The sequence below is a fragment of the Bradyrhizobium sp. CCBAU 45321 genome (assembly GCF_028128975.1).
GTDB lineage: Bacteria > Pseudomonadota > Alphaproteobacteria > Rhizobiales > Xanthobacteraceae > Bradyrhizobium > Bradyrhizobium yuanmingense.
Window position 1 is genome coordinate 561,607 of record NZ_LFKZ01000130.1, and the last position, 25,685, is coordinate 587,291.

24 protein-coding genes are annotated in these 25,685 nt (G+C 64.8%); 20 read left to right on the forward strand and 4 right to left on the reverse strand.

From position 1 onward, the window contains the following. The first annotated feature begins 295 nt into the window (after positions 1–295). The 10 genes from ACM43_RS35200 to ACM43_RS35245 all read left to right on the forward strand — a co-directional run bounded on the left by ACM43_RS35200 (position 296) and on the right by ACM43_RS35245 (position 11,697). On the forward strand, positions 296–1,306 hold the full coding sequence (locus ACM43_RS35200) for a TRAP transporter substrate-binding protein (RefSeq protein WP_333919953.1): 1,011 nt from the start codon (positions 296–298) through the stop codon (positions 1,304–1,306). A 54-nt stretch (positions 1,307–1,360) separates the two neighbouring features. Further along, entirely contained in the window at positions 1,361–3,391 is a 2,031-nt protein-coding gene (locus tag ACM43_RS35205) for a sensor histidine kinase (RefSeq protein ID WP_271546531.1), read from the forward strand. Next, positions 3,361–5,106 (forward strand): ATP-binding response regulator, encoded by a 1,746-nt coding sequence (locus ACM43_RS35210; RefSeq protein ID WP_157286606.1) that lies wholly within the window; start codon positions 3,361–3,363, stop codon positions 5,104–5,106. Before ACM43_RS35205 ends, ACM43_RS35210 begins: the two co-directional genes overlap by 31 nt. Positions 5,107–5,131: 25 nt before the next feature. Then, positions 5,132–5,863 carry a response regulator gene (locus tag ACM43_RS35215; protein WP_036020286.1) on the forward strand — a complete coding sequence of 244 codons (732 nt, stop codon included), beginning with the start codon at positions 5,132–5,134 and terminating at the stop codon, positions 5,861–5,863. 404 nt (positions 5,864–6,267) lie between these two features. Beyond that, the gene (locus tag ACM43_RS35220) at positions 6,268–6,879 is read left to right on the forward strand and encodes a sigma-70 family RNA polymerase sigma factor (protein ID WP_128266044.1); all 612 of its coding nucleotides are present in this window, start codon (positions 6,268–6,270) and stop codon (positions 6,877–6,879) included. A gap of 325 nt (positions 6,880–7,204) precedes the next feature. After that, positions 7,205–7,903, forward strand: a complete 699-nt coding sequence (locus ACM43_RS35225; protein WP_271546448.1) for a cytochrome c biogenesis CcdA family protein — start codon at positions 7,205–7,207, stop codon at positions 7,901–7,903. A gap of 32 nt (positions 7,904–7,935) precedes the next feature. Next, positions 7,936–8,499, forward strand: coding sequence for a thioredoxin family protein (locus ACM43_RS35230; RefSeq protein WP_271546449.1), 564 nt, complete (start codon positions 7,936–7,938; stop codon positions 8,497–8,499). A gap of 99 nt (positions 8,500–8,598) precedes the next feature. After that, positions 8,599–9,570, forward strand: coding sequence for a hypothetical protein (locus tag ACM43_RS35235; protein ID WP_271546532.1), 972 nt, complete (start codon positions 8,599–8,601; stop codon positions 9,568–9,570). Positions 9,571–9,935: 365 nt separating this feature from the next. Beyond that, a complete protein-coding gene (locus tag ACM43_RS35240) occupies positions 9,936–10,529 on the forward strand; it encodes a L,D-transpeptidase (RefSeq protein WP_271546451.1) in 594 nt (197 codons plus the stop codon). Between the two features lie 130 nt (positions 10,530–10,659). Further along, positions 10,660–11,697: an amino acid ABC transporter substrate-binding protein gene (locus tag ACM43_RS35245; protein WP_271546534.1), complete on the forward strand. Its 1,038-nt coding sequence runs from the start codon at positions 10,660–10,662 to the stop codon at positions 11,695–11,697. A gap of 273 nt (positions 11,698–11,970) precedes the next feature. On the opposite strand, the gene ACM43_RS35250 is transcribed toward ACM43_RS35245, so the two are convergent. Together ACM43_RS35250 and ACM43_RS35255 are read right to left on the reverse strand one after the other, a co-directional pair. Next, positions 11,971–13,110 carry an acyl-CoA dehydrogenase family protein gene (locus ACM43_RS35250; RefSeq protein ID WP_271546453.1) on the reverse strand — a complete coding sequence of 380 codons (1,140 nt, stop codon included), beginning with the start codon at positions 13,108–13,110 and terminating at the stop codon, positions 11,971–11,973. Between the two features lie 139 nt (positions 13,111–13,249). Beyond that, entirely contained in the window at positions 13,250–14,464 is a 1,215-nt protein-coding gene (locus ACM43_RS35255; protein ID WP_271546454.1) for an acyl-CoA dehydrogenase family protein, read from the reverse strand. Positions 14,465–14,591: 127 nt separating this feature from the next. Here ACM43_RS35255 and ACM43_RS35260 point away from each other — a divergent pair, with 127 nt between their 5' ends. Beyond that, positions 14,592–15,137, forward strand: coding sequence for a carboxymuconolactone decarboxylase family protein (locus ACM43_RS35260; protein ID WP_271546456.1), 546 nt, complete (start codon positions 14,592–14,594; stop codon positions 15,135–15,137). Positions 15,138–15,437: 300 nt separating this feature from the next. After that, the gene (locus tag ACM43_RS35265) at positions 15,438–15,932 is read left to right on the forward strand and encodes a VOC family protein (protein ID WP_271546458.1); all 495 of its coding nucleotides are present in this window, start codon (positions 15,438–15,440) and stop codon (positions 15,930–15,932) included. A gap of 59 nt (positions 15,933–15,991) precedes the next feature. Here ACM43_RS35265 and ACM43_RS35270 read toward each other — a convergent pair whose 3' ends face one another. Next, positions 15,992–17,320 (reverse strand): MFS transporter, encoded by a 1,329-nt coding sequence (locus tag ACM43_RS35270; RefSeq protein ID WP_157286616.1) that lies wholly within the window; start codon positions 17,318–17,320, stop codon positions 15,992–15,994. 182 nt (positions 17,321–17,502) lie between these two features. Here ACM43_RS35270 and cyoA point away from each other — a divergent pair, with 182 nt between their 5' ends. From cyoA to ACM43_RS35305, 7 genes are read left to right on the forward strand one after another with little or no spacing between them, the layout of a single operon-like run. Next, positions 17,503–18,663, forward strand: coding sequence for a ubiquinol oxidase subunit II (gene cyoA, locus ACM43_RS35275; protein ID WP_271546460.1), 1,161 nt, complete (start codon positions 17,503–17,505; stop codon positions 18,661–18,663). Positions 18,664–18,688: 25 nt separating this feature from the next. After that, on the forward strand, positions 18,689–20,686 hold the full coding sequence (cyoB, locus tag ACM43_RS35280) for a cytochrome o ubiquinol oxidase subunit I (RefSeq protein WP_271546462.1): 1,998 nt from the start codon (positions 18,689–18,691) through the stop codon (positions 20,684–20,686). Beyond that, a complete protein-coding gene (gene cyoC / locus ACM43_RS35285; protein WP_157286618.1) occupies positions 20,687–21,316 on the forward strand; it encodes a cytochrome o ubiquinol oxidase subunit III in 630 nt (209 codons plus the stop codon). Continuing rightward, positions 21,313–21,693 (forward strand): cytochrome o ubiquinol oxidase subunit IV, encoded by a 381-nt coding sequence (gene cyoD, locus ACM43_RS35290; protein WP_271546464.1) that lies wholly within the window; start codon positions 21,313–21,315, stop codon positions 21,691–21,693. Before cyoC ends, cyoD begins: the two co-directional genes overlap by 4 nt. Further along, the gene (locus ACM43_RS35295; RefSeq protein WP_271546466.1) at positions 21,690–22,541 is read left to right on the forward strand and encodes an SURF1 family protein; all 852 of its coding nucleotides are present in this window, start codon (positions 21,690–21,692) and stop codon (positions 22,539–22,541) included. Before cyoD ends, ACM43_RS35295 begins: the two co-directional genes overlap by 4 nt. Beyond that, positions 22,513–23,916 (forward strand): ATP-binding protein, encoded by a 1,404-nt coding sequence (locus ACM43_RS35300; protein WP_271546468.1) that lies wholly within the window; start codon positions 22,513–22,515, stop codon positions 23,914–23,916. The genes ACM43_RS35295 and ACM43_RS35300 overlap by 29 nt, the downstream gene beginning before the upstream one ends. Continuing rightward, the gene (locus tag ACM43_RS35305; RefSeq protein WP_057028497.1) at positions 23,906–24,439 is read left to right on the forward strand and encodes a response regulator transcription factor; all 534 of its coding nucleotides are present in this window, start codon (positions 23,906–23,908) and stop codon (positions 24,437–24,439) included. The genes ACM43_RS35300 and ACM43_RS35305 overlap by 11 nt, the downstream gene beginning before the upstream one ends. A gap of 27 nt (positions 24,440–24,466) precedes the next feature. On the opposite strand, the gene ACM43_RS35310 is transcribed toward ACM43_RS35305, so the two are convergent. Further along, positions 24,467–25,171: a glutathione S-transferase family protein gene (locus ACM43_RS35310; protein ID WP_271546470.1), complete on the reverse strand. Its 705-nt coding sequence runs from the start codon at positions 25,169–25,171 to the stop codon at positions 24,467–24,469. 108 nt (positions 25,172–25,279) lie between these two features. Here ACM43_RS35310 and ACM43_RS35315 point away from each other — a divergent pair, with 108 nt between their 5' ends. After that, positions 25,280–25,657 carry a winged helix-turn-helix transcriptional regulator gene (locus tag ACM43_RS35315; protein WP_271546472.1) on the forward strand — a complete coding sequence of 126 codons (378 nt, stop codon included), beginning with the start codon at positions 25,280–25,282 and terminating at the stop codon, positions 25,655–25,657. Positions 25,658–25,685: the final 28 nt, after the last annotated feature.

Genomic DNA, 25,685 nt, shown 5'->3' on the forward strand with positions numbered 1-25,685 from the left:
AGGATGGCTCTTCCCAGGCCGCGGTCGACGTGGCGGCTGTCCTGCTTAAGGCCCGGCAGTGGCCGTTTCAACCGGGAATGAACGCCGGCCGCGCCGCACAATCAGCCCGCTGGCCGGGCGCGGGATGGCCTTCCCTTCACCATCTGCTAGAGCCCCGTTCCGATCGGAACAGGCTCTAGATTCTCAATTTGACGCGTTTTCTTTACGCGAACCGGTATCCACTTCGCTTGAAAACGCTTTAGATTGCATTGAACCTTTTCCTTCCGCCATAGACTCCACCACTGAGGGGTTGAGTGTGCCAGTGTTGAGCCGTGCCGAACTCTCGCGGACCGGGGTGGTCTTCGTTGCGCTTCTGCTTGCCGCAGTCTCGTCGAGCATGGGCACGACGAGCGCGGTTGCGCGCGAATTTCGCGCCGCCGACACCCAGGCCGAGGATTACCCGACCGTCCAGGCGCTGCGCTACATGGGCGCCCTGATCGCCGAGCGCACCAAGGGCCGCCACGAGATCAAGGTGTTCCACTCCCGCCAGCTCGGGGAGGAAAAGGAGACCATCGAGCAGACCCGGGCCGGTGCGATCGACCTCAACCGGACCAATGTCGCCCTGATCGGCAATTTCGTCCCGGCGATGAACGTGCTGGCGATGCCGTTCCTGTTCCGGTCCATCGAGCACATGCAGAAGGTGCTGGACGGACCTGTCGGCAGCAAGATCCTCGGTAGCTTCGAGCCCTACGGCTTCGTCGGGCTCGCCTTCTACGATTCGGGTGCGCGGTCGATCTATAACGGGGTCCGCCCGGTGAAGACCATCGCGGACCTCAAGGGATTGCGGATCCGCGTGCAGCAGTCGGAGTTAATGAGCCAGATGATGCGCGCGCTCGGCGCCGAACCGGTCGAGCTGCCCTACGGGCAGGTGCTCACCGGGCTTGCCAACCATCTGATCGACGGCGCCGAAAACAACTGGCCATCCTTCGTGACCACGAATCATTACAAGCATGCCGGCCATTACACGCTGACCGAGCACACGATGAGCCCGGAGGTGCTGGTGATCTCTCTGAAGGCCTGGAACAGCCTGTCGGCGGAGGAGCAGACGATCTTTAAGGAGGCCGCGCAGCGCTCCAGCCGGTTCATGCGTGAGAAGTGGCACGACCTCGAGGAACAGTCGCAGCGCAAGGCGCAGGAAGCCGGCGTGACCATCATCAAGGACATCGACCGCAAGCCGTTCGAGGACGCCATGGCCGCAATCTACGCCAAGGCCGCGCGCGACCCCGCGGCGGCCGCGCTGATTGAACGGATTCGCAAGGTGGAGTGAGGCCTGTTGGCTGCGCTTGGACATGGCGATCACGCGGACAAGCCGCCCGGCCCGATCGGGCAGCTGCGCGCGCGCATCGTCGGCCTCTTGCGGGCGGTGCCGATCCGCTGGCGCATCCTGTCGATCGCCGCGCTGAACTCCGCCGTGGTCGTGGTGCTGGTGGCGATGATCTGGAACGGCGCCAAGGTGCTCGGCTCGGCCTGGGACGACGTGCGCCAGGTGCGCGAGTCCGACCGGATCCTGGCGCTGCTCGAGAGCGAGACCGGGCGGCTGCAAAACCTGATCCACCGCTACATCAACCAGCCGAGCCCCGACCTGTTCGCTGAGATCCTGTTGCTGCGCGAGGCGGTGCTGGGCACGCTGACCAATCGCGCCGCCAAGGACCCAATGCTGTCGGGCTCGGTCGAGGAGCTGGAGCGCACCACCGACCGCTTCCTCAACGGCTTCGGCGAGCTGCGCAGCGTGCAGTCCACCATCGCCAAGACCTATGAGGAGCAGGTGCAGGGCCCGGCCAGGGACATGGCGGGCCTCTACTCCATCATCGAGGGCGCCACCGGCCATCGCGACGCGCTGATCTGGCCCTCGCTCGGCAAATCCCGCGAAGCCTTCACCGCGATGCTGGTCGCGGCCAATTCCTACTATCTGTCGCAGTCGTCGGGCGCCGCCGACGACGCGCGCCGCCACACCGAGACGATCGAGAGGACCATCCCGGTCATGATCGATCTCGCCGACAACGACCTGCAGAAGATGGCCTTGCAGCGGCTCGCGGCCCGCACCGCCGCACTTCGCGAGGGTTTTGCAAAACTCTCCGAGCAGCTTGCGAGCCGCACGGAGCTGTTGCGCAACACCATCGACGCCAGCCAGGCCGAGGCGATCGGCGCCATCGACGACCTCTCGACCAAGATGCGCCAGCGCGAGCAGAAAGCGCAGGAGGTGTTCGACCGCACGCTGGCGGATATCTCACGCCGGGTGCTGTCGATCGCGGTGATCTTCCTCGGCATCATCCTCACCGCGGGCGTCCTGATTGCGCTGTCGATCCGCCTGCCGCTGCAGCAGATCATGTCCGCGATGCGCGCGATCACGCTCGGCGATCTCGACCGCGAGGTGCAGGGCACGAAAGCGCGCGACGAGGTCGGGGCCATGGCGCGCGCGGTGGAGGTGTTCCGCGAGAACGCGATCGCCAAGCGCCGGACCGAGGACGAGCTGCGCGCCTCGAAGGAAAAGGCCGAGAGTGCCCTGCTCGAGCTCAACACCGCGCAGCAGAACCTGATCGACGCCGAGCGGCTGGCCGCGCTCGGCGGCCTGGTTGCCGGCGTCGCGCACGAGGTCAACAACCCGATCGGCATCAGCCTGACCGTGGCATCGAGCTTTGCCCGGCGCACCGAGATTTTCGAAGCCCAGCTCAAGGGCGAGGGCGGCCTGCGCCGCTCGCAGCTGGAGGAGTTCGTGCAATCCTCGCGCGACGCCTCGCAGCAGCTCGTCGCCAATCTCCAGCGCGCCGGCGAGCTGATCCAGTCGTTCAAGCAGGTCGCGGTCGACCGCTCCCATGCCGAGCGGCGGCAGTTCTCCTTAAGCGAAGCCACCGACCAGATCATCGCCAGCCTCAAGCCCGTGCTGAAGCGCTCGCCGATCACGCTGGAGGTCGACGTCCCCGAGGGGCTGCTGCTCGACGGCTATCCCGGCTCCTACGGCCAGATCCTGACCAACCTCTTCCTCAACGCCGCCAACCACGCCTTCGCCGACGGCCGCGCCGGCCGGATCGCGATTTCGGCGCGGCCGCGCGGCACCGAGGACATCGAGATCAGCTTCTCCGACGACGGGGCCGGCATGACCCCGGACGTGCAGCGCCAGGCCTTTGACCCTTTCTTTACCACCCGGCGCAATGAAGGCGGCACGGGACTTGGCCTTCATATCGTCTATAACCTCGTCACCCAGCAGCTCGGCGGCCGGATGATGCTGGAATCCAAGCTGGGACAAGGCACTACTTTTCGCATTATCATGCCCCGCGTCGCCAAGGGCGGCGCGCAAAGCACAGAAAGTGACGGATCTTCGCAATGGCCGAACAGGACGATGTCCTCCACCTGATCGACGACACCGGTACCGCGTCGGAGGACAGCAACGCCCGGAAATGGAAGATCGCCGTCATCGATGACGATCCGGCCGTGCATGACGGCACGCGTTTCGCGCTGTCGGACTACAGCCTGAACGGCCAGAGCCTGGAGATCCTGTCGGCCTATTCCGCGGCCGAAGGGCGCAAGCTGATGGCCGAGCACCGCGACATCGCCGCCGTGCTGCTCGACGTCATCATGGAGACCGACGTCGCCGGCCTCGAGCTGGTCGAGTTCATTCGCAACGAGATCCGGAACGAGACCGTGCGCATCATCCTGCGCACCGGCCAGCCCGGCCAGGCGCCGGAGCGGCGCGTCATTGTTCAGTACGACATCAACGACTACAAGGCCAAGACCGAGCTCACCGCCGACAAGCTGTTCACCTCGCTGACCGCGGCGCTGCGCTCCTACCAGCAGCTCGAGCGCATGGTGCAGACCCGGCGCGGGCTCGAGATCATCATCGACGCGGCCTCGACGCTGTACGACTTCAAGTCGATGCAGCGGCTCGCCGAGGGCGTCCTGACCCAGCTCGCTTCGCTCCTCAACGTCGACTGCGCCGGCATCCTGGTGCTGCGCGACAATGGCGGCATCGATCCCGAGCTCTCGGTGCTCGCCGGCAGCGGCTGCTACAGCCGCTTCATCGGCACCACCTCGTCGAAGGCGCTCGACCCCGAGCTGCGCGAGATGGTGGAGGCCGCGTTCCAGCGCCGCAAGAACGAATTCGCCGACCACCGCAGCGTGATCTATTTGCGCACCGGATCGGGCCGCGAGGTCGTGGTGCTGCTCCAGGCCGAGCGCGAGCTGTCGGAGACCGACCGTTCGCTGGTCGAGATCTTCTCCTCCAGGCTCTCGATCGCCTTCGACAACGTCATCCTTTATCAGCAGCTGCAGGACGCCAACACCCAGCTGGAGGACCGCGTCGCCCAGCGCACCCGCGCCCTGATGCAGGCCAATCGCCGCCTCTCGGCGCAATGGCTGCGGCTGCAGCGCGCCAACGGCTTCAAGAACGAGATTCTCGGCACCGTCGCGCACGACCTGAAGAACCCGCTCGGCGTCATTCTCGGCCGCACCGAGATGCTCAAGGAGCTGATCTCGACCGGCGCCTCGGAAAGCGGGGTCGTCGCCCAGGTCGACCACATCCGCGACGCCACCAAGCGCCTGACCACGATGGTCGATCATTTGATCTCGGACGCGATGGCCGATGCCTTCGACATCACCATCCGCCGCGAGCCGGTCGACGTCGCCGCCCTGGTCAAGGAGGTCGCCGAGGCCAACCAGCCGCTCGCGGTCAACAAGCAGCAGGCGATCAGCGTCACCGCGCCGCCCAACATCGTCACCATGTGCGACACCGACCGCATCCGCGAAGCGATCGACAATCTCATCAGCAACGCCATCAAATACTCACCGATCGGCGGCAAGATCGACGTCACCGTGGTCCACGAGGGCAGCGACACCATCGTCAGCGTCAGCGACGAGGGCGCCGGCCTGTCGCCGGAGGATCTCGGCCGCCTGTTCGGTCGGTTCCAGCGGCTGTCGGCCAAGCCGACCGCCGGCGAGAGCTCGACGGGACTTGGTCTCTCCATCGTCAAGCGTATCATCGACATGCACGGCGGCGAGGTGACCGCCGAGAGCGAGGGCCCCGGCAAGGGCTCGACCTTCACCATCACCCTCCCTGCGACTGAAGCGCCGTGATGTCAAAGCCCGTGATGCAAAGCCCATGACCCAAAGCCAGCACATCATGATCGTCGACGATGAGGCTCCGGCCCGGGAGATGGTCGGCGATTACCTCAAGATGCACGGCTTCACCGTGACGCTGTGCGACGGCGGCAAGTCCTTGCGCGCCGCGATCCAGGGCAGCATGCCCGATCTCGTCGTGCTCGACCTCAACATGCCCGAGGAAGACGGGCTCTCGATCATCCGCGACCTCAAGAGCCGCATCAACGTGCCGGTCATCATGCTGACGGCGACCGCGAGCCCGATCGACCGCGTCGTCGGCCTCGAGCTCGGCGCCGACGATTACGTGGCAAAGCCCTGCGAGCTGCGCGAGCTGATGGCGCGCATCCGCTCGGTGCTGCGGCGGAGCGGACCGGCCAAGGCGGCCGACGCGCCGGCGGCGAAGTCGGACAAGGAGCAGCTGGTGCGCTTCGGCACCAAATGGCTCGACCTCGAAGCGCAGGCCTTGCGCGATGACGAGGGCAACGAGCATCCGCTGACCGCGTCCGAGTTCGGGCTGCTCAAGGTGTTCGCGGCCAATCCGAAGCGCGTGCTGTCGCGCGAGCGCCTGCTCGAGCTTGCCAACGCCCGCGACGCCGAAGCCTTCGACCGCGCGGTCGATCTGCGCATCATGCGCATCCGCCGCAAGATCGAGCCCGATCCTGCCAAGCCCGCGGTGATCCGCACCATCCGCGGCGGCGGCTATCTGTTCTCGCCGCAGGGCGAGAAGGCGTAGGGCGAGCGGCACAGCCCGCTCTGCCGTAGCCCGGATGGAGCGCAGCGCAATCCGGGGTGCTGTAGCCGCGGATGGAGTTGCCCCGGATTTCGCTGCGCTTCATCCGGGCTACGGATTATCGCCACGGGACGACAGCGGTAGGTGTGGCGCGACCAAACGCAATCCCCCTAAATTCGTTCCGCGGCGCGCCCGTCCGGCCCCGAATCCCCACCCCGTATTTTCCGTACGTTGAAATCACAAGGTTTTTTGCCCCGAATGTTTCGTCGCGCCCTGTCCGGCGAAACAATTTGACGGCGCACGAAACCATTTTCCGCTTTTCGTGCAGACGTCCCGAAACGTTGGCTCATTAACACTTTGATCCAAGGAAACGCCGCTCGGTTGCGGCGCTACGGGGAGCCAAGTCCATGCCGAACGTCATTGCCATCAACGCCCAAGCCAGCCAGAGCATCATTGCCGCTCAGGCGACCTCGGACGACATGCTCCTCGCAAGCATTGCCGACGGCAACCGGACGGCTATGCACATCCTTTACTGCCGGCACAATGTACGGGTGTACCGCTTCATCCTGCGCATCGTGCGCGACGCCACCACGGCGGAAGATCTGGTCAGCCAGGTGTTTCTGGATGTGTGGCGGACCGCCGGCCAATTCCAGGGCCGCTCGCAAGTGTCCACCTGGCTGCTCTCGATCGCCCGCTTCAAGGCGCTGACCGCGATGCGCCAGCGTCGCTTCGAGGACATCGATCAGGAGGACGTGCGTCAGATCCCTGATGATTGCGACACGCCGGAGACTTCGCTCGACCGCAGTGACACCAGTGCCATCCTGCGCGCCTGCGTGCAGAAGCTGTCGCCGGCGCATCGGGAGATCATCAACCTCGTCTATTACCACGAGAAGTCGGTGGAGGAGGTCGGCCAGATCATCGGCATTCCCCAGAGCACGGTGAAGACGCGGATGTTCTACGCCCGCAAGCAACTCGCCGATTTGCTTAAGGGCGCCGGCGTCGACCGTTTCGCCGCTTAACAATAATGATTTCAAGGGGATAGGACCTCCGTTTTGGCCTCCCCCGGACACGGAAGCGTTACCGCCGGCGAAACAATTGAAACAAACGACAACATCAGGCGGAAAAACTTCCCCTCTATAAAGCTCCCATACGGTTTCGTTAAACCTCCCAAGACCTCCAGCGACCCGGACGATGCCCCGTCCGGGTCGTTTTTATTTGGGGGTGGCGCGCAGCGCCGTCGTGTCGAACAGAATGCCTCAAAGCCCCGTCACGAAGCCGTGACGCTGCGTAACGACCGCCCCACCGCACGCGAACAGCCCTCGTGACCTCCCTCACGAGTGCCTCATGCTCGACCTGCTCTTTGCTCTCCTCGCCGGCATCCTCACCATCGCCGCGCCCTGTACGTTGCCGATGTTGCCGATCCTGCTCGGCGCCTCGATCGGGCGCGCGGGGCATCTGCGACCCGCGATGATCGCGCTCGGCTTCGTCGTTTCCTTCTCGGTGGTCGCGCTGGCGCTCGGCGCGATCACGCGGGCCTTCGATTTCGATCCGAACGTGCTGCGCGAGGCGGCTGCGGTCCTGCTGCTCGGCTTCGGCCTGTTGATGCTGTGGCCGGCGCCGTTCGAATGGCTGTCGATCCGGATCAACGGCTGGCTCGATCTCGGCAACACCGGTGCCACGCAGCGCGACGGCGCACTCGGAGGGCTGATCCTCGGCACGACGCTGGGACTGGTCTGGACGCCCTGCGCAGGGCCCGTGCTCGGCTCGATCCTGACGCTGGTGGCGACGTCGAAGAACGTTGCCTGGGCCGGCACGCTGCTGGTCGCCTATGCCATTGGCGCTGCGATCCCGATGCTGGGAATAGCCTATGGCGGACAGGCCGCGACCACGCGCGTGCGCAGCCTGGCCCGGATCTCACCGCGACTGCAGCAGGGCTTTGGCGTCGTCGTGATCGGCTTCGCGGTCGCCGCCTATTTCCAATACGACACGCTGATTGTGGCGTGGCTCACCGGCTTCTACCCCACCGGCCAGATCGGCCTGTGATCCCACCTCATCTTCACCGGAGGACGCTTTCCATGACTCTCAAGCTGCTCGCAATGTCTGCTGCACTGATCGGCATCACAGTGACCGGCGCCGTCATCCCCGGCATCTGCGACGAGGCCGCACGCGCTGCGCCTGTCGTCACCGCCGCCGCAAACCAGCAGGCCGCGCCCGACTTCACCGGCATCACCAACTGGTTCAACTCGAAGCCGCTGAGCATCGCCGATCTCCGCGGCAAGGTCGTGCTGGTGGATTTCTGGACCTATGGCTGCGTCAACTGCGTCAACACGCTGCCGCACGTCACCGAGCTCTACGCCAAGTACCGGGATCGGGGCCTCGTCGTGGTCGGCGTGCACACGCCGGAATTCCCGTTCGAGCGCTCCGCCGCCAACGTGCAGGCCGCGCTGAAGCGCCATGGCATCACCTATCCGGTGGCGCAGGACAATGAGTCCAAGACCTGGAACGCCTATCGCAATCAATATTGGCCGGCGCAATACATCGTCGACCAGAGCGGCAAGATCGTGTTCCAGCACGCCGGCGAAGGCAGCTATGACGAGATCGATCGCACGGTGGCCAAGCTGCTGAACGCGAGCAGCTGACGCCGCGCAGCCATCGCGCGGCGGCAGTTGTCGCCCTTGTTGCTTGACTCCACGGAGCCGTCCGTGGAGTTTCGCAACCGACGCAATCAGCCGCCCGCAATGGACGCGACCACCAGCACCGACATCCGCCTTCGTGAAGGTTCCTCGATCGCGCAGCGGCTGGTCGTGGCCGGCTGTGCGGCTGCCGTCGCGCTCTGCTTCACGCCGGGTCTGTTCACGCAGGACTTCCTGGAAATCACGATATCGACGGTGGCGCTGCTGGTGGGAGCCGGATTCGTCGTCGGCATCATGATGGCGCCGGCGGTGGTGTGGATCATCACGGCGGACGAGATCCTGATCGGCCGGCAACGGCCGTTCGGAAAACTAAGGACGCGCCTCGTCGGGAAGGACGAGATCACGGCGCTGCAGGTCCCCGGCAGCAAGAGGGTGAAGGCCCGCTTCCAGCTCGTCTTCACCCTGGCCTCGGGCGAGCGGCTGACCTCACCGCCGATTTCCGATGTCACCCATGTCCGCGACACCGTGGCGTGGATCGCGGCGCATTTCGACGTTCCCAATGTCGAGGCGCCGAGCAACCCGCTCGATGCCAGCAATCCCGAGATGCATCTCGGCGAGCCTCTCGAGGCGTTTCCTGCACGGGAGATCCGCATCGTCGCACTGATCGCGGTGGCTTTGTCCGCGGCCCCCTATGCCTACAAGCTGTGGCGCGGCCTCTCGCCGAGCCATGTCGATATCCTGCTGCTGCCGCTGGGCGCGATCGCCGCATTCGCCGTCTATCGCTATGCCAACCTTGCGACCGGCGCGTTCTGGATCATTGGACCGAACGATATTCGCGTCGAGCGCCTGTGGGGCGACGGCAGCCTGCGCGCCGACCGCATCGCCGGACCCGACGTGAAAACGATCACGGTCGAGCGCCGCGGCCGCTCCGAGGACGAGCATTGCATCGTGGTGATCCGGCTGCATTCGGGGCGCCGGTTTCGCAGCCCCCGCATCGGCTCCCGGGTCGAGGCCCGCGCCGTGGGAGCCGAGATCGTGCGGCGGCTCGGGATCGCGGCGGAGAACAACAAGATCTGACTGGCCTCGATTGCCAGTGTCGAAGTTGACCCTTTCGGCGAGCTCGGTCTGAGCCTCTCCCGCTTGCGGGAGAGGTCGCGCCGAAGGCGCGGGTGAGGGTTCTTTCCGCATCGGGAGTGTCCCTTTGCGGAGATACCCTCTCCCCAACCCTCCCCCGCAAGCGGGGAAGGGAGCGCACCCCGCCCAGCCGCACATCCTATGCTTTTCGCGCCATCCCCTGTTCGTGGCATTGCGCCGAGCCCGTCAAAAAACCAAAGCATTCTCGTGACATGCCGGGGTAGCGCGCCATCAACTTGCCATGAACTTGCCCCTCAGGTTTGATGGTTCCGAATGATTTGCGCTGTGTGGCAGCGGGGAGAGCTTGAATGACGGATTTTCGTCGCCTGACCGGGATTTTCGTGGCTGCGATGGGACTGGTCCTGTCCACGCCACACGCCCTCGCCCAGCAACCGGACCGCGGCGACGAGCCGGGCCTGATCGCCGATGACGGATACCAGCTCGAGCCGGAATGGCAGAAGCAGGTGGTCTACTTCCGCACCACCGAGCCGCCGGGCACGATCATCGTCTCGACGGCCGAACGTCACCTTTACTTGGTGCAGCCCGGCGGGCGCGCCATCCGCTACGGCATCGGCGTCGGCCGCGACGGATTCCAGTGGCAGGGGCTGGTGACCATCACCAACAAGAAGGAGTGGCCGGACTGGACACCGCCGCCGGAGATGATCCAGCGCCAGCCCTATCTGCCGCGCTTCATGGCCGGCGGCCCGGGCAACCCGCTGGGGGCCCGCGCCATGTATCTCGGCACCACGGTCTACCGCATCCATGGCACCAACCGACCCGACACGATCGGCACCAAGGTGTCGTCGGGCTGCTTCCGCCTCGTCAACAGGGACGTCGCCGATCTCTACGATCGCGTCCCTGTCGGCACCAAGGTCGTCATCCGGCAGAAGCCCGAGCTCTAAGGTTCATGATCCCGGCATGATTGCTTCGGACGGCCGCAGCGTGCCTTGCGCCAACGCGGCCGTCCGGATCCCGATCATGCTCTCCATCCCCGCCTGATTCCTTTTCCCGATTTTTCGAGAGAGCAACATGATGCGCACTTTTCGTGGCGGCCTGCTGATCGGGGTCGCCATCGCCGTGCTGGTCGCCATCGGCGCGATCATTTACGAGTTTTACGACACCCGCACCCTGAGGCGCACGGTTCGCCGCGGCGAGGTGCTGTGCGGCGTCAACAAGGGCCTGCCGGGCTTCTCGATCCCCGACGACAAGGGCAACTGGACCGGCTTCGACGTCGATTTCTGCCGTGCGGTGGCTGCTGCGATCTTCAACGACCCCGGCAAGGCGAAGTTCGTTCCGCTCGACGCCAACGAGCGTTTCAAGGAGCTGCAGAGCCGCAAGGTGGACATCCTCTCGCGCAACACGACCTGGAGCATGGCGCGCGAGCTTGACTACGATTTGTATTTCCCGGCCGTGGCCTATTACGACGGCGTCGGCTTCATGGTGCCGCGCACGCGCAACAAGGAGACCTCGCTGGACCTGGCAGACAGCAAGGTCTGCGTGCAGAACGGAACCACGACGACACTCAACGTCGCCGATTACTTCCGCATCAACAACATGAAGTATGAAGAGGTGAAGTTCGATAACCTCAACGACGTGGTGAAGGCCTACGACACCGGCAAGTGCGACACGTTCTCCGCCGACGTTTCTCAGCTCTATGCTCTCAGGTTGAACCTGACGAAGCCCGGCGACCACATGATCCTGCCCGACATGATCTCCAAGGAGCCGCTCGCCCCCGTGGTGCGTCAGCGCGACGACGACTGGATGATGATCGTGAAATGGACGCTGTATGCGATGATCAACGCCGAGGAGCTGGGCGTGACCTCGGAGAACATCGACGAAGCCCTGAAGTCGAAGAAGCCGGAAGTGATGCGCCTCGTCGGCACCGAAGGCCGTTACGGCGAGCAGCTTGGCCTCACCAAGGACTGGGCCGCCCGCATCATCCGCCACGTCGGCAATTACGGCGAGATGTATGATCGCAACATCGGCGAAAAGTCGCAGCTGAAGATCCCGCGCGGCATGAACCAGCTGTGGAACGCAGGTGGCGTGCAGTACGCACCGCCGATGCGGTAAGGCGGTCTCTCCGCCCTCATTGCGAGCGAAGCGAAGCAATCCAGAGTCTTTCCACGGCGACAGTCTGGATTGCTTCGTCGCAAGCGCTCCTCGCAGTGACGAGGTTGATACAGGCTCGCGCCACACTTCATTCGTCGTGCCCGGGCGTCCCGCCTGCGCGGCCGAAGCCGCTTCGGCGAGGCGAAGGCCCGGGCATCCACGTTTCCGAGGCACCAAAGAACGTGGATGGCCGGGACAACCCCGGCCATGACGGTTCGCGCTATTGCCCCAGCCTCAATAGCCCCGCGCCCTGGCCAGCTGCTCGGTGTGGTAGTTCGCATCGCCGAACAGCTCCTCGCAGACACGGGCGCGCTTCATGAAGAAGCCGATGTCGAACTGGTCGGTCATGCCCATGCCGCCGTGCATCTGCACGCCTTCCTGCACCGCGCGTGTGGCGGTGGTGCCGGCGCGGGCTTTTGCCACGGCGACGGCGGGTGCGGCCTTGACAACGTCGGCATCGAGCGCCTGCAGCGCCTTCATGGTGGCAGCGCGGGTGATCTCGATGTCGATGTAGAGCTCGGCGGCGCGATGCTGCAGCGCCTGGAATTCGCCGATCAGCTTGCCGAACTGCTTGCGGCTCTTCAGATACTCGACGGTGCGGCCAAACACTTCATCGCTGAGGCCGACCATTTCGGCGGCGACCGCGCCGCGGCCGATATCGAGCACGCCATCGAGCAGGCCGGCCGCCTGGTCGACCTCGCCGAGCACGCTGTCGGCGGTGACCTCGACATTGGCGAACTCGATTCGCGCCGCATTGTGCGCATCGACCATGATGGTGCGCTCGATCGCAACGCCCTTGGCCTTGGGGTTAACCAGGAACAGCGTCAGGCCCTCGCGCTCGCCGGCAGAGCCCGCGGTGCGCGCGGCGACGATGAGGAGATCGGCGACATGACCGTCGACCACCAGCGCCTTGGCGCCGGAGAGCTTGAAGCCGTTGCCGGCGCGCACGGCCTTGAGGCTGGTCTGCAGCGGGCGATGCTTGGCGCCCTCGTCGATCGCGAGCGTCGCGAGCAGCGAGCCGTTCGCGATTTTCGACAGATATTCCGATTTCTGCGCGGCATTGCCGCCGCGGGTCAGCACTGATGCCGCCACCACTGACGTCGCGAGGAAGGGCGACGGCATCAAGGTGCGGCCGATCTCCTCCATGATGATTCCGGCCTCGACAAAGCCGAGACCGCTGCCGCCGAACTCTTCCGGCACGAGCAAGCCGGCAAAACCCATCTCCGCGAAGGAATGCCAGAGCTCCCTGGAGAAGCCGGTGGGGTCCTTGCTGTCGCGCAGATGGCGCAGGTGCGACACCGGCGCCTTGTCGCTGATCAGCCCGCGCGCGGAGTCGCGGAGCATGGATTGTTCTTCGGTGAGGACGAGGGCCATGTGCGTGTTTCCGATTCGAAATCTATGTTGTCTCGTCATTCCGGGATGCGCCGCAGGCGCAGGCCCGGAATCCATACTCCCGACTGGTGGTTATGGATTCCGGGCTCGCGCTACGCGCGCCCCGGAATGACAGAAAGGCTTACGCCCCCGGCAGATCCAGGATGCGCTTGGCGACGATGCCGAGCATGACCTCGGACGTGCCGCCCTCGATCGAGTTGGCCTTGGTGCGCAGCCAGGCGCGCGGGCGGGCGCCCTGTCTGGAGCGCTCGCTCTCCCATTCCAGCGCATCGACGCCGCCCGCCGACATCAGGATCTCGTGGCGGCGCTTGTTGAGCTCGGTGCCGTAATATTTCATCGCCGAGGAGAACGCCGGATGCGCCTGGCCGGCCTTGGCGAGATCGACCGCGCGCTCGGCGCAGGCAGCCAGCGCGGCTTCATCGACGTCGAAGCTGGCGATCTTCCCGCGCAGCATGGAATCATCGAGCCGCCCCTGCGCATCGGTGCCGACCGAGTCGGCCGCGATCTGGCCGAGCGGCCGGCCGACGCCGCGCTCGCCCATCCCCGAGATCATTGCGCGCTCGTGCTGGAGCAGGTATTTCGCAACATCCCAGCCGCGGTTGATGGTGCCGACCACATGCGACTTCGGCACGCGGACATTGTCGAAGAAGGTCTCGCAGAACGGCGAGTAGCCGGAGATCAAGAGGATCGGCTTGGTCGAGACGCCCTTGGAGGTCATGTCGAACAGGATGAAGCTGATGCCGTCGTGCTTCTTGGCGGTCGGATCGGTGCGCACCAGGCAGAAGATCCAGTCGGCGTAATTGGCGTAACTAGTCCAGATCTTCTGGCCGTTGATGATGAAGTCGTCGCCGTCGCTCTCGGCGCGGGTCTGGAGCGAGGCGAGGTCGGAGCCGGCATTCGGCTCGGAATAGCCCTGACACCAGCGGATCTCGCCCGCGGCGATCTTCGGCAGATGCTCCTTCTTCTGGGCCTCGTTGCCGTATTTCAAGAGCGCCGGCCCGAGCATCCAGATGCCGAAGCTCGACAGCGGCGGCCGCGCGCCGATCCGCGCCATCTCCGCGCGCAGCACCTTGTGCTCGGCAGCGCTTAAGCCACCGCCGCCATACTCCTTCGGCCAGTCAGGCACGGTCCAGCCCTTGTCGCGCATGCGCTCGAACCAGATGCGCTGCGGCTCGGACGAGAATTTTGCGTTGCGTCCGCCCCAGAACACGTCGGCGTCCGACGTTGCGGGCTTGCGCATCTCCGGCGGGCAATTGGCTTCCAGCCAGGCGCGGGTCTCGTTGCGGAATGTTTCGAGATCGGCGGATTCAGAATCGCTGGTCTTGAGGTCGGTCATTCGTTGTTTCCATCACCCAAAATTCGAATTGTTGTCGCCGAGTCTGGGCCAAGCCCCCGCGGAATTCAACCACTTATCATTTATAGTCGCTGCTGCGGCGAGCCTTGAAAACACAGAGGAAACGACCATGCGCCTAAAACTTCTTTCGCCTGGCGAAATGAACGAGAGCCAGCGGCAGACCTATGACGAGTCGATCGCCGGCAAGCGCGGCAAGCCGCCGCCGCCGATGATGGCCTGGCTGAACAGCCCCGAGATGGCGCGCCATGCCACGCGGCTCGGCGAGGTGCTGCGCTTCGACACCATCTTCCCGGCCAAGCTCTCGGAGATCGCGATCCTGGTGACGGCGCGGCACTGGACCGCGCATTACGAATGGTATGCGCACAAGCGCCTCGCACTCGCCGGCGGCATGAAGCCCGAGATTATCGACGCGATCCGCGACCGCCGTACGCCCGACTTCGAAGATGCCAAGGCTAAGATGATCTACGATCTCGCGAAGTCGCTGCACGAGGGCCACGGCGTCGAGAAGGGCCTCTACGACGACGCCGTGAAGCTGCTCGGCGAACGCGGCGTCGTCGAGGTGATCGGGCTGTGCGGCTATTACACGCTGGTGTCGATGACGCTGAACACGTTCGAGTTCGGCCTGCCCGAGGGCGAGGTGTCGGAGCTTAGCTAGAGCGAGATGAGATCAGGTTTGATTGCTACGAGGAAAGTGCACTCCCTCTCCCGCTTGCGGGAGAGGGTTGGGGAGAGGGTGCTTCCGCGATGGGATAGTCCCCTAGAGGAGAAAGCCCTCACCCGCGCCTTCGGCGCGACCTCTCCCGCAAGCGGGAGAGGTTGCACCGAGCCCGCGGCAATCGCTTCACCCTGAAGCCATTCCGGTTTAGTTGCCGATCCAGAAACGATGGGTTTCGCGTTTGGCCGTAGCACTGGCTCGAAGCCGAGCTTACGTGCATGTTTTCGAGGGAGCATTCACATGTCGCAAAGCCCAATCATTCCTGCCGGCACCAGGATCGGCCACGTCCACCTCAAGGTCGCCGATCTCGATCGTGCGCTCGGCTTCTATTGCGGCGTGCTCGGCTTCGAGCTGATGCAGCGGATGGACTCGGGCGCGGCCTTCATCGCGGCCGGCGGCTATCATCACCACATCGGGCTCAACACCTGGGAGAGCAAGGGCGGCTCACCGCCGCCGCGTGATGCGACCGGGCTCTATCACACCGCGATCCTGTTTCCGACGCGCCCTGCGCTGGCGGATGCGCTGCATCGGGTGCTCACGGCCGGCATTGCGCTGGATGGCGCCAGCGACCACGGCGTCAGCGAGGCGCTCTACCTGCGCGACCCCGACCAGAACGGCGTGGAGCTGTATTGGGACAAGCCGCGGGAGCAATGGCCGTTCGGGCCTGACGGGAAGCTCGCGATGTTCACCAAGCGGCTGGACGTCGAAGCACTGTTGCAGCAGCGGCAGGGGTGATGCCTAGAAGTAGGCACGGCGCGAGGAGCGCCTTTACCCACCCTGCATGCGCTGCGTGATCAGCGCCCCGCATCCATATCCCCCGCTTCGCGCTGGCCGCTGAGCCAGAGCGCGAGCAGGGTCCAGAAAGCGCCGGAGAGCAGATACGCACCCGAGGCGATGACGCCGAGATTGGTGGCGAGCAGCAGCGCGACCAGCGGGGCGAAGCCGGCGCCGAACAGCCAGGCCATGTCGGAGGTCAGCGCCGACGCCGTGTAGCGATAGGCCTGCCGGAAGTTCGAGGCGATCGCACCCGACGACTGGCCGAAGGACAGGCCGAGCAGGATGAAGCCGATCACCATGTAGATGGTCTCGCCGAACGCGCCGGCGTCGAGCAGCTGTGGCGCGAAGCCGCTGTAGATCGCGATCGCGATCGCCGATCCCATCAAGAGCGACTTGCGCCCGACGCGGTCGGCAATGATGCCGGAGGCCACGATCGCGGCGACGCCGAACACGGCGGCGACGATCTCGATGATCAAGAAGCGCACCGGGCTTTCGTGGGTGAACAGGAACACCCAGGACAGCGGGAACACCGTGACCATGTGAAACAGCGCGAAGCTCGCCAGCGGCGCAAAGGCGCCCAGCATGATGGTCTGGCCTTCGCGCGCGACGGTCTCGGAGATCCGCGCCGGCTGGAGTTCGCGGGTCTCGAACAGCGTGGCGTATTCTTCCGTCGTCACCATGCGCAGGCGCGCGAACAGCGCGACGACATTGATGGCGAAGGCGACGAAGAACGGATAGCGCCAGCCCCAGTCGAAGAAATCATCGGCCGAGAGGAGACCGGCGAAATAGGCGAACAGCGCGCTCGCCACGATCAGCCCGAGCGGGGCGCCGAGCTGCGGCACCATCGCGTACCAGCCGCGCTGCGAGGCCGGCGCATTCAGCGCCAGCAGCGAAGCCATGCCGTCCCAGGCGCCGCCCCAGGCCAGACCCTGCGCGATGCGCGCCAGCGCCAGCAGCCAGATCGCGGCGACGCCGATCTCCTGATAGCCGGGCAGGAACGCGAGCGCGACGGTGGCGGTGCCCAGCAGGAATAGCGCCGAGATCAGCTTGGCCGTCTTGCCGTATTCGCGGTCGATCGTCATGAAAATGACGGTGCCGATCGGACGGGCCATGAAGGCCAGCGCGAAGACCATGAAGGAATAGAGGGTCCCGGTCAGCTCGCTCGCGAACGGAAACACCAGGCGCGGAAACACGATCACCGAGGCGATCGCGAAGACGAAGAAGTCGAAGAATTCCGAGGTACGGCCGATGATGACGCCGATGGCGATCTCGCCGGGACTGGCCTGGTCGTGGCCGTGCTCGCCCGTGTGGAGGTCTGCCATTGCGGGGGTCTGTGCCGTCGCCATTCGTGCGCCCTTAACGTCCTGAAAACCAAAGCCGACCGCCCGGCGGGGCGCCAGGCAATCTGGCCCTATCTGGCGCAACCTCCCGCACTGCAACATTGGACAAATTGTCCAATGTCCCCATTGTTGCGCCGCAGCTACCCCTTGGCCCCGCAAAGGAAACTCATTCTCATAAGGCTCGGCCCGTGTCTCGTCTCAAGATCCTGGCGCTACTACCTCTGGCTGCTGCACTCAGCGGCTGCGACTACGTCGTGCTGGCGCCAGCCGGCGATATCGCCGCGCAACAGCGCGACCTCGTCATCATCTCCACCGTCCTGATGCTGCTGATCGTCGTGCCCGTAATGGCGCTGACGGTGCTGTTCGCCTGGCGCTACCGCCAGTCCAACACCGAGGCCCGCTACGAGCCGGACTGGGACCACTCGACCAAGCTCGAGCTGGTGATCTGGTCGGCGCCGCTCTTGATCATCGTCTGCCTGGGCGCGCTGACCTGGATGGGCACGCATCTGCTCGATCCCTATCGCACCCTCGGCCGCATTCATGCCGAGCGCGCCGTGGACAAGTCCAAGGCCCCGCTCGAGGTCGACGTCGTCGCGCTCGACTGGAAGTGGCTCTTCATCTACCCGGACTACGGCATCGCCACCGTCAACGAGCTCGCAGCTCCGGTCGATCGCCCGATCACCTTCCGCATCACCGCGTCCTCGGTGATGAACTCGTTCTACATCCCCGCGCTCGCCGGCCAGATCTACGCGATGCCGGGCATGGAGACCAAACTCCACGCCGTCGTCAACCACGCCGGCACCTACAAGGGTTTTTCGGCGAACTATAGCGGCGCCGGCTTCTCCGGCATGCACTTCAATTTCAAGGGGTTCGACGACAAGGGCTTTGACGACTGGATCGCCAGCGCCAAGTCGGCCGGCGGCTCGCTCGGCCGCGCCGAATATCTCCAGCTGGAGAAGCCCAGCCAGAACGAGCCGGTGCGGCGCTGGGGCACCGTCGATGCCGATCTCTACCGCCTGATCCTCAACATGTGCGTCGAGACCGGCAAGATGTGCCAGAGCGAGATGATGGCGATCGACGCCAAGGGCGGCAACGGCCATCAGGGCCTGAACAACACCTTGCCGCTCGCCTACGACAAGTATGCCCGCCGCGGCACGGTGCTCGGACCCGAGCCGACCTTCGTCGCCGGCACCTGCACGCCGGATGCGCCGCAGGGGCAGACCACCGCCTCGATCAAGGCTCCGACCGACTTCGCGCCGCTCCTGGGTGCCGGCCTGAAGCGGCCGTCGTTCACGCCGCTGAAGTCCTCGTCCTTCTTCCTCGGACAGCGTCCCAAGTCCGATTCCTGAAGTCAGACTCCTAAAGAGAGTTCGCATGTCTCCTGATCTTCTCAAGCTTATCTTCGGCCGGCTCGGCCTCGAATCGCTGCCGCTGCACGAGCCGATCGTGGTCGGCACCTTCGTGGTGGTCGCGCTCGGCGGCGCCGCGCTGCTCGGCGGCCTCACCTATTTCCGCCTCTGGGGCTATCTCTGGCGCGAATGGTTCACCACGGTGGATCACAAGCGCATCGGCATCATGTACATGATCCTCGGCATCGTGATGCTGCTGCGCGGCTTTGCCGACGCGCTGATGATGCGCGGCCAGCAGATGCTCGCGTTCAACGGCTCCGAAGGCTATCTCAACGCCCATCACTACGACCAGATCTTCACCGCCCACGGCGTGATCATGATCTTCTTCGTGGCGATGCCGCTGGTCACCGGCCTGATGAACTACGTCGTGCCGCTGCAGATCGGCGCGCGCGACGTCTCGTTCCCGTTCCTGAACAATTTCAGCTTCTGGATGACGGTCGGCGGCGCGGTGCTGGTGATGGCCTCGCTGTTCATCGGCGAATTCGCCCGCACCGGCTGGCTGGCTTATCCGCCGCTGTCGAACATCGGCTACAGTCCCGACGTCGGCGTCGACTATTACATCTGGGCGCTGCAGGTCGCCGGCGTCGGAACGACGCTATCCGGCATCAACCTGATCTGCACCATCGTCAAGCTGCGCTGCCCCGGCATGACCATGATGAAGATGCCGGTGTTCACCTGGACCTCGCTCTGCACCAACGTGCTGATCGTCGCCTCCTTCCCGGTCCTGACCGTGGTGCTCGCGCTGCTCTCGCTCGACCGCTACGTCGGCACCAACTTCTTCACCAACGATTTCGGCGGCAGCCCGATGATGTACGTGAACCTGATCTGGATCTGGGGCCACCCCGAGGTCTACATCCTGGTTCTCCCGGCGTTCGGCATCTTCTCCGAGGTCACCTCGACCTTCTCGGGCAAGCGGCTGTTCGGCTACACCTCGATGGTCTACGCCACGGTCGTCATCACCATCCTGTCCTACCTGGTGTGGCTGCACCACTTCTTCACGATGGGCTCGGGCGCCAGCGTCAACTCGTTCTTCGGCATTACCACGATGATCATCTCGATCCCGACGGGCGCGAAGATGTTCAACTGGCTGTTCACGATGTATCGCGGCCGCATCCGCTACGAGCTGCCGATGATGTGGACCATCGCCTTCATGCTGACCTTCGTGATCGGCGGCATGACCGGTGTGCTGCTCGCGGTGCCGCCGGCCGACTTCGTGCTGCACAACAGCCTGTTCCTGATCGCGCACTTCCACAACGTGATCATCGGCGGCGTGGTGTTCGGCGCGTTCGCCGGGATCAACTACTGGTTCCCGAAGGCTTTCGGCTTCAAGCTCGATCCGTTCTGGGGCAAGATGTCGTTCTGGTTCTGGGTCACGGGCTTCTACCTGGCCTTCATGCCGCTCTACGTGCTCGGCCTGATGGGCGTGACCCGCCGCCTGCGAGTGTTCGACGATCCGTCCCTGCAGATCTGGTTCGTCATCGCCGCGATCGGTGCCGTGTTCGTCTTCATCGGCATCCTCGCGATGCTGATACAGTTCGCGGTCAGCCTGCTCAAGCGCGAGCAGCTCAAGGACGTCACCGGCGATCCCTGGGACGCGCGCACGCTGGAATGGGCGACCTCCTCGCCGCCGCCGGACTACAACTTCGCCTTCACCCCGGTCGTTCACGACAATGACGCGTGGTGGGACATGAAGCGGCGCGGCTATCAGCGTCCGCTCACCGGGTTCAAGCCGATCCACATGCCCAGCAGCACCGGCACCGGCATCATCCTCGCCGGCTTCGCCACCGCGATGGGCTTTGCTCTCGTCTGGTACATGTGGTGGCTCGCCGCCCTGAGCTTCATCGCGATGCTGGCCGTTGGGATCGGCCACACCTTCAACTATCACCGCGACTTCGACATTCCGGCTGACGACGTCATCCGGACCGAGGACGCGCGCACCAAGCTGCTCGCCGGAGCCAAGTAAATGACTGTCGCTGTTCATCCCTCGCAGACCGGCGAGCCGGTCTTCTACCTCGCTGACGAGCATCCGCATCCGGAAGGCTGGAGCACCTCGCTCGGCTTCTGGATCTATCTGATGAGCGACTGTCTCATCTTTGCGATCCTGTTCGCCACCTACGGCGTGCTCGGCGGCAACTATGCCGCCGGCCCCGCGCCGAAGGACCTGTTCGACCTCACCCTGGTCGCGGTGAACACGTCCATGCTGCTGCTGTCTTCGATCACCTACGGCTTTGCGATGCTGACGATGCAGCAGAACAAGGTCGCGCAGACGCAAATCTGGCTCGCGATCACCGGCCTGTTCGGGGCCGCGTTCATCGGCATCGAGCTCTTCGAGTTCGCCCACATGATCCACGAGGGCGCAACGCCGCAGCGCAGCGCCTTCCTCTCCGCCTTCTTCACCCTGGTCGGCACCCACGGCCTGCACGTCACCTGCGGCCTGATCTGGCTGGTGACGCTGATGGTGCAGGTCGGAAAGTTCGGCCTGATCGAGGCCAACCGCCGCCGCCTGATGTGCCTGTCGATGTTCTGGCACTTCCTCGACGTGGTCTGGATCGGCGTCTTCACCTTCGTCTATCTCCTGGGAGTTCTGCGATGAGCACCGATACCCACGCAGCCGGCGCGCACGACCATCACCACGAGGGCGGCCACGCCCACAGCACGTTCTCGGGCTACATGCTCGGCTTCGTGCTCTCGGTCGCGCTCACCGCGATCCCGTTCTGGCTGGTGATGAGCGGCGCGCTGCCGAGCAAGCAGATCACCGCGCTGGTGATCATGGCCTTCGCAATCGTGCAGATCGTCGTGCACATGGTCTATTTCCTGCACATGAACACGACCTCCGAGAACGGCTGGACCATGATGGCGCTGATCTTCACCATCGTGATGGTGGTGATCGCGCTGTCGGGTTCGCTGTGGGTGATGAGCCACCTCAACAGCAACATGATGCCGATGCACCAGATGAGCGGCATGAAGTGAGCGAAACCGGGACCGTGACGGGTGAGGACGGAGATGCGCGCAGCAAGGCTGCGCGGCCGGCGTCCTTGTGGCTGGCGGTCCTCTCGCTAATCGCCCTTGCGCTTCTGATCGCGCTCGGCGTCTGGCAGATCGAGCGCCGCGCCTGGAAGCTGGCGCTGATCGACCGGGTCGAGCAGCGCGTCCACGCGCCGGCGCAGCCGATCCCCTTGCCTGCTTCGTGGCCCGCCGTCAGCGCCGCAAGCGACGAATACAGGCACGTCAGCCTCAGCGGGCGCTTCCTGCATGAGAGCGAGACGCTGGTTCAGGCCGTCACCGAGGAAGGCCCCGGCTATTGGGTGCTGACGCCGCTTCAGCGCGACGACGGCACGCTGGTCCTGATCAATCGCGGCTTCGTGCCGTCCGAGCGCCGCGACGCATCGACGCGCCGGAACGGCAATCCGCAAGGTCGGGTCGAGATCACCGGCCTCCTGCGCATCACCGAGCCGAAGGGCGGTTTCTTGCGCACCAACGTGCCCCAGCACAACCGCTGGTACTCGCGGGACGTCGCCGCCATTGCGGCGGCGCGCGGCCTTCGCGAGGTCGCGCCCTTCTTCGTGGACGCCGACGCCGGATCACAAATCGCCGGCGGCCCAATCGGCGGATTGACCGTGATCCGCTTTCCCAATAACCACCTGATCTACGCGCTGACGTGGTTTGCCCTGGCTTTCATGCTGGCCGGCAGACTTTTCGTCACATTCGGCGGCGGGCTGTTCCGTCGCAAGCGCTTCGTCCACGACAAGGCCGGCGGCTCGGATGCCGACGCCCGCAGGACGGGATCAGATGCTGGAACGATCGTCGAGCCGACCTGACGACGGGAAAACGCTTTCCCAGACGCTTGGGCGTGACGGGCAAGCCGTCACGCTGCAATCGCAGGCCGACGCGCGCAGCGAGCTGATCGGCACCATGCCGACCGAGGACGAGACCAACCGCAAGAACATGGCGCTGCTGATCCAGCTGCGCTGGACCGCGGTGGTCGGCCAGATCGTGACCATCGGTACCGTGCATTTCGGCCTCGGCATCCCCCTGCCGCTGGAGCGGATGGGCGCGGTGATCGGCGCGCTGGTGCTGCTCAACGTCTCCAGCCTGGTCTGGGTGCGCCATCGCGCTGCGATCACCAACAATGAGCTGTTGGTCGCCTTGATACTGGACGTCGCCGCGCTGACCGCGCAGCTCTATCTCTCCGGCGGCGCCACCAATCCATTCACCTCGCTGTTCCTGCTCCAGGTGACGCTCGGTGCGGTGCTGCTCGATGCCCGCTCGACCTGGTCGCTGGTGGCGCTGACCTGCGCCAGCTTCGTCTGGCTGACATTGGCCTACCGGCCGCTCGATCTGCCGCCCAATCCGTTGAGCGAGACCTATACGCTCACCGTAACAGGCATGCTCCTGGGCTTCGTGCTCAACGCCGTGCTGCTCGTCGTGTTCGTCACCCGCATCAACAGGAATTTGCGCGAGCGCGACGCGCATCTGGCGGCGCTGCGCCAGCATGCCGCCGAACAGGACCATATCGTGCGCATGGGCCTGCTCGCCTCCGGCGCGGCCCATGAGCTCGGCACGCCGCTCGCCTCGCTCTCGGTAATCCTCAGCGACTGGCGCCGCATGCCGGATCTTGCCGCCGATCAGGAGCTTGCCGAGGACCTCGCGGAGATGGAAACCTCGTTGCAGCGCTGCAAGTCGATCGTGACAGGCATCCTGGTGTCGGCGGGCGAAGCGCGCGGTGAAGGCTCCTCACCGACGACGGTGACGGCCTTCGTCACCGCGCTGGTCGACGAATGGCGCAATGCGCGCTCCGCCCGCACGCTCTACTTCGTCAACACCTTCGGCGAGGACGTCGCAATCGTCTCCGACGTCGCCCTGAAGCAGGTGATCTTCAACGTGCTCGGCAACGCCTATGAGGTCTCGCGCGAGTGGGTCGAGCTCGTCGCCGAGCGCGAGGGCGACAATCTCGTGCTGTCGATCTCCGACCGCGGCCCGGGCTTTGCGCCGGAGATGCTGGCGCAGCTGGGGAAGCCCTATCAGTCGAGCAAGGGTCGCGCCGGCGGCGGGCTCGGCCTGTTCCTGGTGGTGAACGTCGTGCGCAAATTGGGGGGCACCGTGAGCGCCAAGAACCACAGGAAGCGCGGCGCCACGGTGCGCCTCACGCTGCCGCTCGCAACATTGGCGATCGGAGGGAATTTTGACGCCTGACCGTTCGCTGATCGTCGTCGAGGACGATGCGGGTTTTGCCCGCACGCTGAAGCGCTCGTTCGAGCGCCGCGGCTACGAGGTGGTACTCGCCGCCTCGATCGAGGAGGTGCGCCAGGTGCTGGAGGAACGCTCTTTCGGTCATGCCGTGGTCGACCTCAAGCTCGGCGGCGCCTCGGGCCTTGCCTGCGTCGAGCTCCTGCACACGCATGACCCGGACATGCTGATCGTGGTGCTGACCGGCTTTGCCAGCATCTCCACCGCGGTCGAGGCGATCAAGTTGGGGGCCTGCCACTATCTGGCAAAGCCGTCGAACACCGACGACATCGAGGCCGCCTTCCACAAGGCCGAAGGCAACGCCGAGGTCGCGCTCGATTCGCGGCCGACCTCGATCAAGACGTTGGAATGGGAACGCATTCACCAGACCTTGATCGAGACCGACTTCAACATCTCCGAAGCGGCCCGCCGGCTGGGCATGCACCGGCGGACGCTGGCGAGGAAGCTCGAGAAGCGCCCGGTGAAGTAGGAGCGCATCGAGGCTCCTCCTGCCTTCCTATTTGCCGAACTGCGCAATCAATTCGGCCAGCGCGACTTGGCCTGTGCACGATCCCGTTCCCCGATGCGAGTCGCCGTCCTCGAGAGCGGTGGCGTAGAGGACCGCGGGATCGGACTCGAGGCGAGCTCGCAGCGCCGCCAGCTTCGGCCAGCGGCTCCTCTCCGCAACCGCATGGAAGTCGAGCCAGCGCGCGACGCCGACAAGCACGGCGTCGGCAAGGGTCGGCCGCTCCCCGAGCAGGAATTGCCGCGTTTCGATCATTTCTTCGAGCTTGTCATGACGCTCGATGACCCTTGCTGTGCCAAATGCGCGCAGGACCGACTTCGCGGCGGGCTCCATCGCTTCGGCTTCCAATGCGGCCCACAGCGGCGCGAAGGCGGCGGTGAAACCGGTATTCACGAACGCCATGAGCTGATGCATGCGATCGGCTTGCCGCGATGAGGGATCGAAGCTGATGCGGCGTTCGACATCCCTGGCCTCTAACCAGGCTGCGATCGCCATCGTTTCCGTCAGCACCTCGCCCTGCTCGGTGATGAAGACCGGCGTCTCGTGTCGCGGATTGATACGGGCGTATGACGGGTTTCGCATCTCGCCCAACATATCGACCCGACACAGCCGATATGGCTTGCCCAGCCATTCGAGAGCCGCAACGAGCCCCATGGAGCTTCCCTTCGGGAAGCCGTAGAGTAGAATTGGGTCCATGATCCATTCTCCGTGATTTCTGATGATCACGCTGCGCAGCGGTGATGCGACCCTAGCCGCTCGCCGCATCAAGTAAATTACGAACTTTTTTGTAACCTGGAGGCACCGATGAAGGATCTCGTGTCGAGATGTCCCATCGAGGAAGTGATGCAGATTCTGAGCGGTCGCTGGCCGACGCTGCTGATCTATTATTTGAAGCAGGGCACCAAGCGCTTCAGCGATCTGCGCCGCGATAATCCGACCATCTCACACAGGATGCTCGCGCTCGAGCTTCGCAAGCTGGAGGACGCCGGGATCGTCAGCCGCACGGAATTCGGCGGATATCCGCTGCGCGTGGAATACGATCTGACGGCCGCCGGTCACGCGCTCGTGCCGTTGATCGATGCCTTGGGGGACTGGTGGACGTCGGTTGCGGCAGCGGCTGACGGAGAAGGCAGCCCGAATGAAATCAGCGTCTCGGCAAGGGCGCAGCGAACCAGCGGCTGAAGGCCCAAGCGAGGAGACTGCCGTGACA

Bases quoted from the DNA above. Each gene is read 5' to 3' on its own strand.
- ACM43_RS35210 (WP_157286606.1), top strand. From the start codon at position 3,361: ATGGCCGAACAGGACGATGTCCTCCACCTGATCGACGACACCGGTACC.
- ACM43_RS35215 (WP_036020286.1), top strand. From the start codon at position 5,132: ATGACCCAAAGCCAGCACATCATGATCGTCGACGATGAGGCTCCGGCC.
- ACM43_RS35220 (WP_128266044.1), top strand. From the start codon at position 6,268: ATGCCGAACGTCATTGCCATCAACGCCCAAGCCAGCCAGAGCATCATT.
- ACM43_RS35225 (WP_271546448.1), top strand. From the start codon at position 7,205: ATGCTCGACCTGCTCTTTGCTCTCCTCGCCGGCATCCTCACCATCGCC.
- ACM43_RS35230 (WP_271546449.1), top strand. From the start codon at position 7,936: ATGACTCTCAAGCTGCTCGCAATGTCTGCTGCACTGATCGGCATCACA.
- ACM43_RS35235 (WP_271546532.1), top strand. From the start codon at position 8,599: ATGGACGCGACCACCAGCACCGACATCCGCCTTCGTGAAGGTTCCTCG.
- ACM43_RS35240 (WP_271546451.1), top strand. From the start codon at position 9,936: ATGACGGATTTTCGTCGCCTGACCGGGATTTTCGTGGCTGCGATGGGA.
- ACM43_RS35245 (WP_271546534.1), top strand. From the start codon at position 10,660: ATGCGCACTTTTCGTGGCGGCCTGCTGATCGGGGTCGCCATCGCCGTG.
- ACM43_RS35250 (WP_271546453.1), bottom strand. From the start codon at position 13,110: ATGGCCCTCGTCCTCACCGAAGAACAATCCATGCTCCGCGACTCCGCG.
- ACM43_RS35255 (WP_271546454.1), bottom strand. From the start codon at position 14,464: ATGACCGACCTCAAGACCAGCGATTCTGAATCCGCCGATCTCGAAACA.
- ACM43_RS35260 (WP_271546456.1), top strand. From the start codon at position 14,592: ATGCGCCTAAAACTTCTTTCGCCTGGCGAAATGAACGAGAGCCAGCGG.
- ACM43_RS35265 (WP_271546458.1), top strand. From the start codon at position 15,438: ATGTCGCAAAGCCCAATCATTCCTGCCGGCACCAGGATCGGCCACGTC.
- ACM43_RS35270 (WP_157286616.1), bottom strand. From the start codon at position 17,320: ATGGCGACGGCACAGACCCCCGCAATGGCAGACCTCCACACGGGCGAG.
- cyoB (WP_271546462.1), top strand. From the start codon at position 18,689: ATGTCTCCTGATCTTCTCAAGCTTATCTTCGGCCGGCTCGGCCTCGAA.
- cyoC (WP_157286618.1), top strand. From the start codon at position 20,687: ATGACTGTCGCTGTTCATCCCTCGCAGACCGGCGAGCCGGTCTTCTAC.
- cyoD (WP_271546464.1), top strand. From the start codon at position 21,313: ATGAGCACCGATACCCACGCAGCCGGCGCGCACGACCATCACCACGAG.
- ACM43_RS35300 (WP_271546468.1), top strand. From the start codon at position 22,513: ATGCTGGAACGATCGTCGAGCCGACCTGACGACGGGAAAACGCTTTCC.
- ACM43_RS35310 (WP_271546470.1), bottom strand. From the start codon at position 25,171: ATGGACCCAATTCTACTCTACGGCTTCCCGAAGGGAAGCTCCATGGGG.
- ACM43_RS35315 (WP_271546472.1), top strand. From the start codon at position 25,280: ATGAAGGATCTCGTGTCGAGATGTCCCATCGAGGAAGTGATGCAGATT.